Raw genomic sequence first — 14965 nt, 5'->3', positions numbered from 1 at the left:
GCGCCGCGGTTGCCGTGCGGCGGGCGACGGCTGAATAAGCCTCATCGTTGCGTCAGTTGAAGTCCACCGCACGGATCGTGTGCGCCCCGACCGAGGCGCCGATCGGCTCCAGCAGGTGGTTGTCGATGTGGCGGTCGACGCGCAGCAGCATCACCGCGTCCGACCCGTCGGTGGTCTGGCTGATCTGCGCGGCCTCGATGTTGATGCCCGCCTCGCCGAGCAGCGTGCCGACGCGGCCCATCACGCCCGGGCGGTCGCCGTACTCGACCAGCAGGACCGTGCCCTCGGCACGCAGGTCGAAGCCGCGGCCGTTGACCTCGACCAGCTTCTCGACCTCGTCCTTGCCGGTGACCGAACCGGACACCGTCAGCACCTGGCCGTCCGCGTGCACCGCGCGCACCGTGACCAGGCTGCGGAACTTCGGGCTCTCCGACTCGGTTTCCAGCTCGACCTGCACGCCCAGCTTCTCCGCCAGCTGCGGCGCGTTGACGAACGTGACCTGGTCCTCGACCACGCCGGTGAACACCCCGCGCAGCGCCGCCAGCTGCAGCACGCCGGTGTCCTCGCTGGTCAGCTCGCCCTTGACCTGCACGGTCACCGACGTCGGCGCCTTCGGGTTCAAGGCGGTGAGCAGCTGGCCGAGCTTCTGCGTCAGCAGCAGGTACGGGCGGACGTGCTCGCCGACCGCGCCGCCGCCCGAGACGTTCACCGCATCCGGCACGAAGTCGCCGCGCAGGGCCAGCAGCACCGACCGGGCGACGTCCGTGCCCGCGCGGTCCTGCGCCTCGGCCGTCGACGCGCCCAGGTGCGGGGTCACTACGACGTTGTCCAGCTCGAACAGCGGGCTGGACGTGGTCGGCTCGGTGACGAAGACGTCGATGCCGGCGCCGCCGACGTGACCCGAGCGCAGCGCGTCGGCCAGGTCCTCTTCGACGATCAGCCCGCCGCGGGCGGCGTTCACGATGATGACGCCCGGCTTGGTCTTCTTCAGCGCCTCGGCGTCGATGAGACCCTTCGTCTCCGGCGTCTTCGGCAGGTGGATGGAAATCGCGTCGGCGCGGGAAAGCAGCTCGTCGAGGGTGACGAGCTCGATGCCGAGCTGGCCCGCGCGCGCGGCCGAGACGTAGGGGTCGTAGGCGATGATGTGCGTGTCGAACGCGGCGAGGCGCTGGGCGAACAGCTGGCCGATCTTGCCGAGGCCGACCACGCCGATCGTCTTGCCCTGCAGCTCCACACCGGAGAACGAGCTGCGCTTCCACTCGCCGCCGCGCAGGCTCTGGCTGGCGGCCGGGACGCGGCGCGCGACCGCGAGCAGCAGCGCGACGGCGTGCTCGGCGGCGGAGACGATGTTGGACGTCGGCGCGTTGACGACCAGGACGCCGCGCTCGGTGGCGGCGGGCACCTCGACGTTGTCCAGGCCGACGCCGGCGCGGGCGACGACCTTCAGCTGCGTCGTGGCGCCGAGGACCTCGGCGTCGACCTGGGTGGCGGAGCGGACCAGGAGCGCGTCGGCGCTCTTCACCGCCTCGAGCAGCGCGGACCGGTCCGTGCCGTCGACGTGCCGGACCTCCACCTCGTCACCGAAGACGCTCAGCACGGAGGGGGCGAGCTTCTCCGCGATGAGGACAACTGGTCGATCGAGCTTGGGCTTGCTCACGATGCGGCTCCCACTATCTGGTCATGTCCAGAACGTTCTACGTGTCGACAAAGGGTCTCAGCACGCCGTTGTGCCCCGGTCGAGGCGGAGTTTAACCCGCAGGACGGCCCGCTGGCTTCTCCCGGTGTTAACTCACCCGTAATCCCTCGAAAACAAGAGCCAGGAGGCGTTGCATGCCCTCGGCGCCGGGCAGGTGCCCGCCCGCCCAGGATGCCGCGTGCAGCAACAGAAGGAGCTCGTGCGTGGTGACGTCGGCGCGGAGCTCGCCTGCGCGCTTCGCGCGTTCCACCAGATGGGAACCGGCTTCGCGCATCGCGTGACACGATTCGTACAACCGGGAGGTTTCGTCGCTGAGCGCGTCGGCGGTGAGCTCCACCAATCCGCGGAACGTGCCGGTGGCGTCGCCGAGCCCGGCCAGCCAGGTCTGCAGCGCGTTCAGCGGCTCCGGGTGCGTCAGCAGTTCGCGCGCCCGGTCGGCCTGGCCGTCGAACCGGGCCCGCAGCAGCGTCTCGAGCAAGGCCTCCCGCGTCGGGAAGTGCCGGTAGAGCGTGCCGATGCCGACCCCGGCGCGGCGCGCGATGTCTTCCAGCGACGCGTCGACGCCGTGCTCGACGAAGGCGCGCTGCGCCTCTTCGAGGAGGCGCTCGTAGTTGCGGCGGGCGTCCGCGCGCATCGGCTTGACTTCGGTCATCGCCCTTCCGACCCTACCGGGTAGCCAATCGGAGGCTGCCTCCGTATATTAACCGGAGGCAGCCTCAGATTACTGGAGGGAACGAGGATGACCCTGATCGAAGACACGCGGACCCGGCTCGGCGCGTTCGGCGCCTGGCTGCCGAGCGCGCCCCTGGCCCCACCCCCGGACGTCGAGCGCGCGGCCACCCGGCGGCTCGCCGAAGCCGGCTACGGCTCGGTCTGGAGCGGCGAAGGACCCGGCAGCCGCGAGGTGTTCGCCCATATCGGCGACCTCCTGGCCACGGTGCCGGACGTCGTGCTCGGCACCGGCATCGCGAACACCTGGCTGCGGCCCGGGACCACCGCGTACAAAGGCGCGGCGACGCTCGCCCAAGCCCACCCCGGCCGGTTCGTGCTCGGCATCGGCGTCGGGCACGCGTTCCAGGCGGCGAAGCTCGGCGAGGACTACCGGCCGATCTACCGGATGCGCGACTACCTGTCCGAAATGGACGCCGCCGCGGCCGAAAGTCCTTCGCCGGTGCCGTTTCCGCGCGTGCTGGCCGCCGTCGGGCCGCGGATGCTGGAACTGTCGCGCGACCACGCCGACGGCGCGCACCCGTTCGCGCAGCCCGTCTCGCACACGCCGTACGCGCGCGAAATCCTCGGGCCGGGCAAGCTGCTGATCCCGCAGCAGACCGTGCTGCTCGGCACCCGCGAGGACGCCCGCGAGAGCGTGCGACGCCGGGTGGCGCAGTCGCGGGAGTACTCCGTCACCGTCTACCTCGCGGGGTGGAAACGGCTCGGCTACACCGAAACCGATATCGCCGGGCCGAGCGACCGGTTCGTCGACGACCTGGTCCTGTGGGGCGACGCCGCGACCATCGCGAAACGCCTCGGCGAGCTCCGGGACGCGGGAGCGGACCACGTCTTGCTGACGCCGTCCGCGGCGTCGTTCGAGTCCACTGTGGACGTCCTGCTCGAGCTGGCCCCGGAGGTGCTCCGATGAGCGTGGGAATCTGGCGGTTCTTCGACGGCGCCCCGATCACCGAGCTGCGTGAAACGGCCGCCGAGGTGGAGGAACTCGGCTTCGACGCGATCTGGTTCGGCGAGTACGCCGGCCGGGAAGCGTTCACGCAGGCGGCACTGCTGCTCGCGGCGACGTCGAGGTTGACCGTCGCCACCGGGGTCGCGCGGTTCGACCAGCGCTCCCCGCTCGCGGCGGAGGGCGCCATCCGCGCGCTGGGCGAGGCGTACCCGGGCCGGTTCGTCGCGGGACTGGGCGGCCACCGGCCGGGCGCGCGGCCGCTGACGGCGTTGCGCGAGTACCTCGACGGGATGGACGCGGCCGAACTGCCGGGCCTGCCCCAGCCGTCGCCCCGCCCGCGCCGGGTGCTCGCGGCGCTGGGCCCGAAACTGCTGGACCTGGCGGCCGAACGCGCCGACGGCGCCCACCCGTACTTCGTCCCGCCGGAGCACACGGCGATGGCGCGCGAACGACTCGGCCCGGGCAAGTACCTCGCCGTCGAGCAAGCTGTGGTGCTCGACCCGGCCGCCCGCGACGCGGCCCGGGAGCACGCGGACCTGTACGTCCGGCAGGCCCCGCACCACCGCGCGAACCTGCGCCGGCTCGGCTTCACCGACGACGACCTGGCCGGCGGCGGCAGCGACCGGCTGGTCGACGCCATCGTCGCGACCGGCGAACAGGCGGTGGCGGACCGGATCCGGGCCCACCTCGACGCGGGCGCCGACCACGTCTGCGTCCAGGTCCTGGCCCGCACGGAGAAGTCCTACCGCGGGCTGGCCGATCTCCTGCCCTGACCGAGGTAGGCTGGCGGGGCGCGGCAGGGGCCGCGTCCCGTCCGCGGAAAGGGCCGAGCCCACCCCCGCAGCACCGCACCACCCGCTTACCTTCTTTCCTGCCCGGTGCCGGCGGACCACGGGCGATGAGGAAAGGAGGCACGACGGTGCCCGGTGGACTCAACCTCGAACAACTCCGCAAGCGCGCGAAGGAACTCGCGCGCGCCGAAGGCGTCCAACTCGCCGAAGCGCAGTTCCGGATCGCCCGCGACCACGGCTTCCCGAGCTGGCCGAAGCTGCGGGCGTACGTCCGCCGCGTCACCGAACACGGCGAAACCCTGCAGCACCCGTACCACCAGGACGTCGAGTACTACGCCGGGCGCGCGCTCGGCCTGCTCGCCTCGGCCGAGGACGACACACCCGGCGCGAAAGAGCCCTTCGACCGCTGGAGCCAGCCACTCACCCGCGACGGCGCCCGCGTGGTCGTCGCGAGGGAACACGGATTCGGCTCCTGGAAAGCACTTCGCGCGCACGTCAAGTCTCTTGTGGACAGTGGCGAACCGTTCGCCCGCGCGTACCGGGCCGTCGAAGCGAAGGACCTCGACGGCCTCGGGAAGCTCCTGGAAGAGTTCCCCGGGCTCGTCACCGCCCGCGGCACCAACGGCAACGACCTGCTCGGCATGGCCGGCGCGACGCATGACGAACGGCTCAGCCGGCTCCTGCTCGACCACGGCGCCGACCCGGCGCGCGGCAACGTCCACGGCTGGACGCCCCTGCACCAAGCCGCCTACAGCAACCTGCCGCACCTGCTCGGCCTGCTGCTGGAGCACGGCGCCCCGGTCGACGTCCCGGCCCGCGGCGACGGCGGCACTCCCCTGGTCGTCGCCCTGTTCTGGGGGCACCGCGAAGCCGCCGAGACGCTCGCCGGGCACAGCCGGGCCCCGGGCAACCTGCGCGTCGCGGCCGGGCTCGGCGACACCGGCTTCATCGACGAGCTCCTGACGTCGGGCGACCCCGGTGCCCACCGGGGCTTTTACCGTCCCCACAGCGGTTTCCCGGCCTGGCAGCCGACGGACGACCCCGCCGAGGTCAAGAACGAAGCCCTGTCCTGGGCCGCGCGCAACGACCGCGTCGAAGCACTGCGGCTGTTGGTCGCGCGGGGCGCCGAACTCGACGCCGACGTCTACCGCGGCACGGCGCTGACGTGGGCGGCGGCGCAGGGCAGGCTCGCCGCCGTCCGGACGCTCCTGGACCTCGGCGCCGACGTGAACCACCGCGGCACGTTCGGCGGCCCGGGCCACGGCGAAGGCGTCACCGCACTACATCTGGCCGCGCAGTCCGGGCACCTCGACGTCATCCGGGCCCTCGTCGAAAACGGCGCGGACGTCGGCGCGCGGGACGCGCTCTTCGCCGGCACCCCCGCGAAATGGGCGGAGGTGTGCGACCAGCCGGCCGCGCACGACCTGCTCCGGTAGACAACCGGAGTCTGTAGTCCGTATCGTTCCAGGCGGACTACAGACTCCGTTTTGCCCACTGGGAGGATTCATGACCACACCTCGCGACGTCTTCGCGGCGTTGTCCGACGGCATCAGCGAAGGGCGCTTCGCCGACCTGTCTGCGCTTTACGCCGAGGACACCGTCGTCGAACACCCGCAAGCCGTGCCGCGCCCGACGCGCATCGAGGGCCGCACCGCCGTTCACGAGCGGTTCACCGGCGTCCTCGCCGGCGCGTTGCGGCTGACGCGCAAGAACGTCGTCGTCCACGAGACGACGGACCCCGAGGTCATCGTCGCCGAATACGACTACGACGCCGAGTCGCTCGAAACCGGCAAGACCACGCCGACGGCCAACATCCAGGTGCTGCGCGTCCGCGACGGCCTGATCGTCCACTCGCGCGACTACCACGACTACCTGCGTCTCGCGGCGATCCGCGACGGCGTCGACCAGCTCGCGCAGGCCTACGAGCAGGCACCGCCGCGCGAGTTGTCGCCGATCGGACCACGGACGCCGAGCGACCCGGCGAGCCGGCGCGGGGTGTTCGAACGGCTCGTCTACGGCGTCTCGGACAAGCGCGGCGAAGAGCTGGCGGAGCTGTACGCCGAAGAAACGCACGTCACGCACCCGTTCCAGCCGGGCTCGGCCGTGGTGCGCACGCGCGAGGAGCTGCGCGCGCACTTCAAGCAGGCCGCGGGCATGGGCGTCGACTTGGAGGCGACCGACCTGGTCACCTACGAGGGCACCGATCCCGAGGTGCTGATCGCCGAGTTCGCCTACCAGGGCGAGTACGGCGGCCGCCCGGTGCGGATCGCCAACATCTTCGCCATGCGGATTCGCGACGGCTTGGTCGTCGAGTCCCGCGACTACGGCGACCACCTCGGCATCGCCGGCGACCTCGGCACGATCCCCGAGCTGGCCGCGAAGCTTTAGGCCTCCGCGAGGTCCTCGGGCAGGTCGAACTCGCCGTCGCGGACGCCCTTGACGAACGCGTCCCACTCCGACGGCGTGAAGACGAGGATGACGCCGTCCGGCTTCGCCGACTGCCGCATGGCGGTGTAGGTGACGCCGTCGGTGTGCTCGATGAAGGCGTACTCGACGCAGTCGTCGAGGGTGACGCCCTCCGGCTCCGCCCGGATCCACTCCGCCTTCGTGAAGTCGAGGTGGTGCCGGATGTGCGCCTTGTCGTCGACCGGCTGCTCACTCATGTCGCAAGCGTAGCGAAACGACCACCGAACGCACTGAAGGGGACGCCCCTCGCGGGCGTCCCCTTCAGCGTCTTGCGAAAAAAGCTGTGTTGCCGAAAAGCGGTCAGGCGGTTTCGGTGATCGGCCGGTCCACCCACGACATCAGGTCGCGCAGCTTCTTGCCGGTCGCCTCGATCGGGTGCTGGTTGCCCTGCTCCTCGAGCTTGGTGAAGTTCGGCCGGCCGGCCTCGTCCTCGGCGACCCACTCGCGGGCGAACGTGCCGTCCTGGATCTCGCCGAGGATCTTCTTCATCTCTTCCTTGACCGCCGGCGAGATGACGCGCGGGCCGCGGGTCAGGTCGCCGTACTCGGCGGTGTCGGAGATCGAGTAGCGCTGGCGCGCGATGCCGCCCTCGTACATGAGGTCGACGATCAGCTTCAGCTCGTGCAGCACCTCGAAGTAGGCGATCTCCGGGGCGTAGCCGGCCTCGGTGAGCACCTCGAAACCGGTCTGCACCAGCGCGGACGCGCCACCGCAGAGCACGGCCTGCTCGCCGAAGAGGTCGGTCTCGGTCTCCTCGGTGAACGTCGTCTTGATGACGCCGGCGCGGGCGCCACCGATGGCGGCCGCGTAGGAGAGCGCGAGCGCCTGGGCGTTGCCGGACGCGTCCTGCTCCACGGCGATGAGCGCCGGGACGCCCTTGCCGTCGACGAACTGGCGGCGGACGAGGTGGCCCGGGCCCTTCGGGGCGACCATCGCGACGTCGACGTTGGCCGGCGGCTTGATCAGGTCGTAGCGGATGTTGAAGCCGTGCCCGAAGAAGATCGCGTCGCCGTCCTTGAGGTTCGGCGCGATGTCCTGCTCGTAGATGAAGCGCTGCTTCGTGTCCGGCGCCAGGATCATGATCAGGTCGGCCTCGGCCGACGCCTCGGCCGGGGTGAGCACGCGCAGGCCCTGCTCCTCGGCCTTCGCCCGCGACTTGGACCCCTCGGGCAGGCCGATGCGGACGTCGACGCCGGAGTCGCGCAGGCTCAGCGAGTGGGCGTGGCCCTGGCTGCCGTAGCCGATGACAGCGACCTTGCGCCCCTGGATGATCGAGAGGTCGGCGTCGTCGTCGTAGAAGATTTCCACTGCCATGGGGGTTACTGCTTCCTTTCCTGACTTACAAAGTTTCTAGCGGGGCGAGGTAGCGGTGATCGAGCGGGCGCCGCGTCCCACCGCGACCATGCCGGACTGCACGAGCTCGCGGATGCCATACGGCTCCAGCATCCGCAGCAGGGCACCGATCTTGTCGGACGTCCCGGTGGCCTCGACGGTGAGTGCCTCGGGAGAGACGTCCACCACCTTGGCCCGGAAGAGCTGGACGGTTTCGAGGACCTGGCTGCGCACGGTGTTGTCGGCGCGCACCTTCACGAGCAGCAGTTCGCGCTGCACGGCGGTCGACTGCTCCAGCTCGACGATCTTGATCACGTTGACCAGCTTGTTGAGCTGCTTCGTCACCTGTTCGAGCGGTAGCTCTTCCACGGCGACCACGATCGTCATGCGGGACACCTCGGGGTTTTCCGTGGGCCCGACGGCGAGGGACTCGATGTTGAACCCGCGGCGGGAGAACAGGCCGGACACGCGCGCGAGCACACCGGGCTTGTTCTCGACCAGGACACTCAGCGTGTGGACGCTCATCTCAGCGCTCACCCTCCCCGGCGGCTTCCGCGGCAGCCTCGGTCGTCTCGACCGAAACCTCGTCGTCGTCGAACAGCGGCCGGATGCCCCGGACAGCCATGATCTCGTCGTTGCCGGTGCCGGCCGCGACCATCGGCCACACCTGGGCATCCTTCCCCACGACGAAGTCGATCACGACGGGGCGGTCGTTGATCTCCATCGCGCGGCGGATGGTGGCGTCGACGTCTTCCTTCGTCTCGCACCGCAGGCCGGCGCAGCCCAGCGCCTCGGCCAGCAGCACGAAGTCCGGGATGCGGTGCTTGTGCGTGCCGAGGTCGGTGTTGGAGTACCGCTCCGAGTAGAAGAGGTTCTGCCACTGCCGGACCATGCCCAGGTTGCCGTTGTTGATGACGGCGACCTTGATCGGCGCGCCCTCGATGGCGCAGGTGGCCAGCTCCTGGTTGGTCATCTGAAAGCAGCCGTCGCCGTCGATCGCCCACACCGGGGTGTCCGGGACGCCGAACTGCGCGCCCATCGCGGCCGGCACCGCGAAGCCCATGGTGCCGAGGCCGCCGGAGTTGATCCAGGTGCGCGGGTTCTCGTACTTGACGAACTGCGCGGCCCACATCTGGTGCTGGCCGACGCCGGCGGCGTACACCGCGTCCGGGCCGACGAGCTCGCCGATCCGCTCGATGACGTACTGCGGCGACAGCGAACCGTCGTCGGGCCACTCGTAGCCGGCCGGGTAGGTCTTGCGCCAGTCGTCCAGCAGCGTCCACCAGTCGGCGAGGTCGGGCTTGCCGCCGTGCTCGAACTCGGTGGTGACGGCGGTGATCAGCTCGCCGATGATCTCCTTGCAGTCCCCCACGATCGGGACGTCGGCCTTGCGGTTCTTGGAGATCTCGGCCGGGTCGATGTCGGCGTGCACGATCGCGGCGTCCGGCGCGAACGACGACAGCTGGCCGGTGACGCGGTCGTCGAACCGGGCGCCCAGCGCGACCAGCAGGTCGGCGCGCTGCATCGACGCGACCGCGGCGACCGAGCCGTGCATGCCCGGCATGCCGAGGTGCTGCGGGTGCGAGTCGGGGAACGCGCCGCGCGCCATCAGCGTCGTGACGACCGGGATGCCGGTCAGCTCGGCGAGCTGCTTCAGCTGCGCGTGCGCCTCGGCCTTGATGACGCCGCCGCCGACGTACAGCACCGGGCGGCGCGACTTCGCGATGAGCTTCGCGGCTTCGCGGACCTGCTTGCCGTGCGGGCGCAGCGTGGGGCGGTAGCCCGGCAGCCGCAGCTCGGTCGGCCAGGAGAAGGAGGTCATCTCCTGCAGCACGTCCTTGGGGATGTCCACCAGGACCGGGCCGGGTCGGCCCGTGGACGCCAGGTGGAACGCCTCGGCGATGGTCCGCGGGATGTCCACGGGGTCGGTGACGAGGAAGTTGTGCTTGGTGATCGGCATGGTGATGCCGCAGATGTCGGCTTCCTGGAACGCGTCGGTGCCGATCAGCGCCCGGGACTGCTGCCCGGTGATGGCGACGACCGGGACGGAGTCCATGTTCGCGTCGGCCAGCGGGGTGACCAGGTTGGTCGCGCCCGGGCCCGACGTCGCCATGCAGACGCCGACCTTGCCGGTGGCCTGCGCGTAGCCGGTGGCGGCGTGCCCCGCGCCCTGCTCGTGGCGGACCAGGATGTGGCGGACCTTCGTCGAGTCCAGCAGCGGGTCGTAGGCGGGCAGGATGGTGCCGCCCGGAATGCCGAAGACCACCTCGGCGCCGACCGCCTCGAGCGAGCGCACGAGGGACTGCGCGCCGGTGACGCGCACCGGGGTTCCCGCCGGTGGCGCCGGCTTCGGACGTGCTCCGGGCGTTCCGGGCGTCGGCCCGGGTTTCGCGTCGCTGCGCGACGTGGCACTGGTCATCGGTTCTGCCTCGTGGGTCTCGGTGTCACTCGTTCGGGTCGGTTTTGTGCGGTGGGGCGGGGAATCTCTTCCCTAGGGCAACAAAAAACCCTCGCCGACCGTAAGGTCGCACGAGGGTTCGCGCGTCGACGCAGCGGAAAGTCTTCCCTAAGCGTCGACGCGCTTGGGAAGTACGAGGCCGGTCAGCGGTGTCACGACGCTGACGCTAGTCCGAAGGTCTCTCAGGTGTCAACTCTGCGGGATGACGTGTCCGCATGTTGGACAGGCGTCACACCCGCCCGACCCGGGTCCGGGCCGGTCCGCGCCGCGGTGCACCATTTCCGGGTGGCCGAAAAAGAGCAGGACGAGGGCCGGAAGGCCGTCTTCCGCATCCCCCGCACGTCGTTCATGGCGATCGCCCTCCTGACGATCTGCGTGACGCCGGTCGCGCTCGGGGACATCCCGTACTTGCAGTGGCTCTACCTCTTCCCGATCGCGCTGGCGGTGTTCGTGATCCGGACGCGCACGATCGCGACCCGCGAAGGGCTGGCGACCCGCACGATGTTCGGCCACCGCGACGTCCCGTGGTCGGCGTTGAAGGGCCTGGCGATCACCAAGAAGTCGCGGGTGCAGGCGGTCCTGAAGGACGACACGAAGGTGCCGCTGCCGACCGTGCGGACCCGGCATCTGCCGGTGCTGTCGCTGGTCAGCGAAGGTCTGGTGGCGGATCCGAGCGGGCTCCTGGACGCCGACGACATCAAGCCCGGCCAGCCCAAGGCATCACCGGCGGAGTAAATTGGTCCTACCAGTTTCACCGGCCCGCCTTTGACCTGGGAGTTTCCCGTGCCGCCTCTCCGTTCCCGGACCACCACCCACGGCCGCAACGCGGCGGGCGCGCGCTCGCTCTGGCGCGCCACGGGCATGACCGACAGCGACTTCGGCAAGCCGATCGTCGCGATCGCCAACTCCTACACGCAGTTCGTGCCCGGCCACGTGCACCTGAAGAACCTCGGCGAAATCGTCGCGGAGGCGGTCAAGGAAGCGGGCGGCGTCGCACGCGAGTTCCACACGATCGCCGTCGACGACGGCATCGCGATGGGCCACTCCGGCATGCTCTACTCGCTGCCCTCGCGCGAGATCATCGCCGACTCGGTCGAGTACATGGTCAACGCGCACCAGGCCGACGCGCTCGTCTGCATCTCCAACTGCGACAAGATCACGCCGGGCATGCTCAACGCGGCGATGCGGCTCAACATCCCGGTCGTGTTCGTGTCGGGCGGCCCGATGGAGGCCGGCAAGGCGGTCGTCGTCGGCGGCGTCGCGCAGGCCCCGACCGACCTGATCACCGCGATCGCGGCGTCGGCCAGCCCCGACGTCGACGACGACGGCCTGTCGATCGTCGAGCGCTCGGCCTGCCCGACCTGCGGGTCGTGCTCCGGCATGTTCACCGCGAACTCGATGAACTGCCTCACCGAGGCGCTGGGTCTTTCGCTGCCGGGCAACGGCTCGACGCTGGCGACGCACGCCGCGCGTCGCGCGCTGTTCGAGGAGGCCGGCCGCACGGTCGTCGAGCTCTGCCGCCGCTGGTACGAAAACGACGACGACTCGGTGCTGCCGCGCTCGATCGCGTCGAAGGCGGCGTTCGAGAACGCGATGGCCCTCGACATGGCGATGGGCGGCTCGACGAACACGGTGCTGCACATCCTCGCCGCCGCGCAGGAGGGCGAGGTCGACTTCACGATCGCCGACATCGACGCGATCGGCCGCCGCGTGCCGTGCCTGTCGAAGGTGGCGCCGAACTCCGACTACCACATGGAGGACGTCCACCGCGCGGGCGGAATCCCGGCGATCCTGGGCGAGCTGTACCGCGGCGGCCTGCTGAACACGGACGTCCGTTCGGTCCACTCCGACGACCTCGACTCGTGGCTTTCCACCTGGGACATCCGGGCTTCGTCGCCCTCTTCTGTCGCTCTCGAGCTGTTCCACGCGGCGCCGGGCGGTGTCCGCACGACAGAAGCGTTCTCGACTTCGAACCGCTGGTCGTCGCTGGACACCGATGCCGCCGGGGGATGCATCCGCGACGTCGAGCACGCGTACACGAAGGACGGCGGCCTGGCGATCCTCCGCGGCAACCTGGCGGAGAACGGCGCGGTGATCAAGGCCGCGGGCATCGACGAAGACCTGTGGCACTTCGAGGGCCCGGCGCGGGTGCTGGAGAGCCAGGAGGAGGCGGTGTCGGCGATCCTCAAGAAGGAGATCCAGCCGGGCGAAGTCCTGGTGATCCGCTACGAGGGTCCGGCGGGCGGCCCGGGCATGCAGGAAATGCTGCACCCGACGGCGTTCTTGAAGGGCTCGGGCCTGGGCAAGAAGTGCGCGCTGATCACGGACGGCCGTTTCTCGGGCGGATCATCGGGCATTTCGGTGGGCCACATTTCCCCGGAGGCCGCAGCGGGCGGCTTGATCGGCCTGGTGGAGAACGGCGACCGGATCCTTTTGGACATCCACGAGCGCCGCTTGGAGCTGCTGGTGGACGCGGAGGTCTTGGCCGAGCGCCGGTCGAAGATGGAGGCGTCGGAGAGGCCGTGGCAGCCAAAGGAGCGCCAGCGCCCAGTGACGGCGGCTTTGCGCGCGTATGCGCGAATGGCGACGTCGGCGGACACGGGCGCGGTCCGGGACGTGAACAAGTAAGTCCGGCTCAAGCCGTCGAAGGCCGCCCCGCTTCCGGGGCGGCCTTTCGGCTTTTCGGGGCCCAACCCGTGAGGGGGACCCCCGATTTCAACGTTACCGCCAGCCACCGACAGTTTCGGGCGCCCGCAGCGAAATTGTCCCCAGTTCCGGCCGCACCGCGAAGTCGTCCCCCAGCTCAAGCCGCACCGCGAAGTGGTCCCGAGCCCGGCCGGCATCGCCGATCTGCCCCTGCCCGCGAGGGGGACCCCCGGTTTCAACGTTACCGGCAGCCACCGACAATTCCCCGGCCCAGCACCGGAGTTGTCCCCAACCCGGGCCCACACCGCCGAGTTGTCCCCAGGCCCCTACCGCGTCAAAACGATGACCACTACGGCCGCCGCGGCGGCCAGCAGCAGCGAAACCAGCCCCAACGGCAACGGCCGCTTCCGCCAAGGCGTGTTCCGCTCCAGCGAAATCGGCCCCGACCCGGTGAACAGCAGGCTCAGCGCCGACAGCCCCAGCAGCAGCTCGAACTCGAAGCCCTGCCCCTGCCCCTCGAAGAACCCGCCGTGGACCTTCGCGTAAACCGCGTTCGCCGCGACCCCGAGCAGCCCCGCCGCGGCCAGCGGCGTGAACAGCCCGACGACCACCAGCACCCCGCCGCCCAGCTCGACGATCCCGGTGATCCACGACAGCAGCGTCGTCTGCTTGTGGTACCCGAACGTCTCCAGCATCCGCGCGAACCCGCCGATGCCCGGCCCGCCGAACAGGCCGAACAGGTGCTGCAGCCCGTGCGCGCCCATGGTCGCGCCGAGCCCCACCCGCAGGATCAGCAGGCCGAGCCCCAGACCGCCCTGGCGCGGGGTGTCGTCGGGCCCGTCGTCCTGCACGTCCGAGAGGAGGCTGGTGGACTGCTGCGAAAAGTCGTCTCCACTGCTCACGCGCGAAGGGTAGGGGATCCGCGACGCCCTGGCGAGCTCAGTACTCGCCGTGGACCAGGTTGTCCGGCAGCTCGCCCCCGGCGTACCGCGCGATCTCGGCCGCCGCGACGGCGTACGACCGCCCCCGCACCCCGCGCACGGCCCCGCCGACGTGCGGCGTCAGCAGCAGCCCCGGCGCCGTCCACAGCGGGTGCCCCGGAGGCGGCGGCTCGGGGTCGGTGACGTCGAGCGCGGCGCGCAGCCGGCCCGTGGTCAATTCGGCGACCAGGGCGTCGGTGTCGACGACGGCGCCGCGCGCCACGTTGACCAGCACCGCGCCGTCGCGCATTTCGGCGAGGAACGCCGCGTCGACCATCCCGCGAGTGCGCGAAGTCAGCGGCACCATCAGCACGACGACGTCGTGCAGCCCGAGCAGCGACGGCAGCTCCCGCACGCCGTGCACGCCCTCGCGCGCGGTCATCCCGACCATCGTGCACCGCGCGTCGAACGGCTCGAGCCGGCGGCGCAGGTGCTGCCCGAGGTCGCCGGCGCCGACGACGAGCACGCGCTTGCCCTGCAGCGTGTCGGTGCTCTGCCGCTCCCACCGGCCCTCGCGCTGCGCCGCGCCGAAGACGTCCAGCTTCCGGTACATCGACAGCAGCACGGCGACGACCCATTCGGCGGTGCTCCCGCCGTGCGCGCCCCGGCACGTCGAGAGCAGGACGCCGTCGGGCACCTTGCCGACCCAGTCCTCGGCGCCGGCGGACAGCAGCTGGATCAGCTTCAGGTTCGGCAGCGTGCGCCACAGCTCATCGCCCGGCGGGTGCTTGCCCGGGATCAGCACCTCGGCCTTCGCGGCTTCCGGGGGCACCGGTTCGCCCCACTGGTAGCGCACGGGCAGGACCCGCGGCACCTCGGCGAGCACGGTCATGCCCTCGTCGTCGGGGACCAGCACGGTCAGCGTCATGATCCCCAACGTAATCCAGGAGTACTCACCCATGGTTCACGCGGCGGCCC

The 14965-nt window shown here is 70.7% G+C and carries 14 protein-coding genes; 6 read left to right on the top strand and 8 right to left on the bottom strand.

Annotation, left to right across the window (positions count from 1 at the left end; translation table 11 throughout):
• Window positions 1-52: 52 nt before the first annotated feature.
• The gene (gene serA / locus ACZ7OH_RS32095; RefSeq protein WP_470284243.1) at window positions 53-1657 is read right to left on the bottom strand and encodes a phosphoglycerate dehydrogenase; all 1605 of its coding nucleotides are present in this window, start codon (window positions 1655-1657) and stop codon (window positions 53-55) included.
• Window positions 1658-1784: 127 nt separating this feature from the next.
• Window positions 1785-2348, bottom strand: coding sequence for a TetR/AcrR family transcriptional regulator (locus tag ACZ7OH_RS32090; protein ID WP_470284242.1), 564 nt, complete (start codon window positions 2346-2348; stop codon window positions 1785-1787).
• A gap of 87 nt (window positions 2349-2435) precedes the next feature.
• Between ACZ7OH_RS32090 and ACZ7OH_RS32085 the strand changes: the two genes are divergently transcribed.
• The 4 genes from ACZ7OH_RS32085 to ACZ7OH_RS32070 all read left to right on the top strand — a co-directional run bounded on the left by ACZ7OH_RS32085 (window position 2436) and on the right by ACZ7OH_RS32070 (window position 6553).
• Complete coding sequence (locus ACZ7OH_RS32085; RefSeq protein WP_470284241.1) at window positions 2436-3335, top strand: TIGR03620 family F420-dependent LLM class oxidoreductase; 900 nt, start codon at window positions 2436-2438, stop codon at window positions 3333-3335.
• Entirely contained in the window at window positions 3332-4147 is an 816-nt protein-coding gene (locus ACZ7OH_RS32080; protein ID WP_470284240.1) for a TIGR03620 family F420-dependent LLM class oxidoreductase, read from the top strand. Before ACZ7OH_RS32085 ends, ACZ7OH_RS32080 begins: the two co-directional genes overlap by 4 nt.
• 125 nt (window positions 4148-4272) lie before the next feature.
• On the top strand, window positions 4273-5601 hold the full coding sequence (locus ACZ7OH_RS32075) for an ankyrin repeat domain-containing protein (protein WP_470284239.1): 1329 nt from the start codon (window positions 4273-4275) through the stop codon (window positions 5599-5601).
• 70 nt (window positions 5602-5671) lie between these two features.
• Entirely contained in the window at window positions 5672-6553 is an 882-nt protein-coding gene (locus tag ACZ7OH_RS32070; protein ID WP_470284238.1) for a nuclear transport factor 2 family protein, read from the top strand.
• Here the strand turns inward: ACZ7OH_RS32070 and ACZ7OH_RS32065 are convergent.
• From ACZ7OH_RS32065 to ACZ7OH_RS32050, 4 genes are all read right to left on the bottom strand, one after another.
• Entirely contained in the window at window positions 6550-6828 is a 279-nt protein-coding gene (locus ACZ7OH_RS32065) for a DUF397 domain-containing protein (protein WP_086670329.1), read from the bottom strand. The two genes, ACZ7OH_RS32070 and ACZ7OH_RS32065, sit on opposite strands and share 4 nt — an antisense overlap.
• 103 nt (window positions 6829-6931) lie before the next feature.
• Window positions 6932-7945: a ketol-acid reductoisomerase gene (ilvC, locus tag ACZ7OH_RS32060; protein WP_013223583.1), complete on the bottom strand. Its 1014-nt coding sequence runs from the start codon at window positions 7943-7945 to the stop codon at window positions 6932-6934.
• Window positions 7946-7981: 36 nt separating this feature from the next.
• Entirely contained in the window at window positions 7982-8488 is a 507-nt protein-coding gene (ilvN, locus tag ACZ7OH_RS32055; RefSeq protein WP_003080760.1) for an acetolactate synthase small subunit, read from the bottom strand.
• Between the two features lies 1 nt (window position 8489).
• Window positions 8490-10382 (bottom strand): acetolactate synthase large subunit, encoded by a 1893-nt coding sequence (locus ACZ7OH_RS32050; RefSeq protein ID WP_470284237.1) that lies wholly within the window; start codon window positions 10380-10382, stop codon window positions 8490-8492.
• 324 nt (window positions 10383-10706) lie between these two features.
• On the opposite strand from ACZ7OH_RS32050, the gene ACZ7OH_RS32045 reads away from it, so the two are divergent.
• Window positions 10707-11156: a PH domain-containing protein gene (locus tag ACZ7OH_RS32045; protein ID WP_470284236.1), complete on the top strand. Its 450-nt coding sequence runs from the start codon at window positions 10707-10709 to the stop codon at window positions 11154-11156.
• A gap of 48 nt (window positions 11157-11204) precedes the next feature.
• Window positions 11205-13049 carry a dihydroxy-acid dehydratase gene (gene ilvD / locus ACZ7OH_RS32040; protein ID WP_470284235.1) on the top strand — a complete coding sequence of 615 codons (1845 nt, stop codon included), beginning with the start codon at window positions 11205-11207 and terminating at the stop codon, window positions 13047-13049.
• A gap of 344 nt (window positions 13050-13393) precedes the next feature.
• Here the strand turns inward: ilvD and ACZ7OH_RS32035 are convergent, their stop codons facing one another.
• Window positions 13394-13969, bottom strand: coding sequence for a DoxX family membrane protein (locus ACZ7OH_RS32035; RefSeq protein ID WP_470284234.1), 576 nt, complete (start codon window positions 13967-13969; stop codon window positions 13394-13396).
• 37 nt (window positions 13970-14006) lie between these two features.
• Window positions 14007-14915, bottom strand: coding sequence for a 2-hydroxyacid dehydrogenase (locus tag ACZ7OH_RS32030; RefSeq protein WP_470284233.1), 909 nt, complete (start codon window positions 14913-14915; stop codon window positions 14007-14009).
• Between the last annotated feature and the right edge of the window lie 50 nt (window positions 14916-14965).

This window comes from Amycolatopsis sp. NPDC114478, assembly GCF_055633805.1.
Note: the sequence above shows the minus strand (reverse complement) of the source record. Positions and strands in the feature narration are given on the sequence as shown.

Coding starts and splice junctions, on each gene's coding strand:
- ACZ7OH_RS32075 (WP_470284239.1), top strand. CDS start 4,273: ATGAGGAAAGGAGGCACGACGGTGCCCGGTGGACTCAACCTCGAACAA.
- ilvC (WP_013223583.1), bottom strand. CDS start 7,945: ATGGCAGTGGAAATCTTCTACGACGACGACGCCGACCTCTCGATCATC.
- ACZ7OH_RS32070 (WP_470284238.1), top strand. CDS start 5,672: ATGACCACACCTCGCGACGTCTTCGCGGCGTTGTCCGACGGCATCAGC.
- ACZ7OH_RS32085 (WP_470284241.1), top strand. CDS start 2,436: ATGACCCTGATCGAAGACACGCGGACCCGGCTCGGCGCGTTCGGCGCC.
- ACZ7OH_RS32080 (WP_470284240.1), top strand. CDS start 3,332: ATGAGCGTGGGAATCTGGCGGTTCTTCGACGGCGCCCCGATCACCGAG.
- ACZ7OH_RS32090 (WP_470284242.1), bottom strand. CDS start 2,348: ATGACCGAAGTCAAGCCGATGCGCGCGGACGCCCGCCGCAACTACGAG.
- ACZ7OH_RS32065 (WP_086670329.1), bottom strand. CDS start 6,828: ATGAGTGAGCAGCCGGTCGACGACAAGGCGCACATCCGGCACCACCTC.
- ilvN (WP_003080760.1), bottom strand. CDS start 8,488: ATGAGCGTCCACACGCTGAGTGTCCTGGTCGAGAACAAGCCCGGTGTG.
- ACZ7OH_RS32030 (WP_470284233.1), bottom strand. CDS start 14,915: ATGACGCTGACCGTGCTGGTCCCCGACGACGAGGGCATGACCGTGCTC.
- ACZ7OH_RS32050 (WP_470284237.1), bottom strand. CDS start 10,382: ATGACCAGTGCCACGTCGCGCAGCGACGCGAAACCCGGGCCGACGCCC.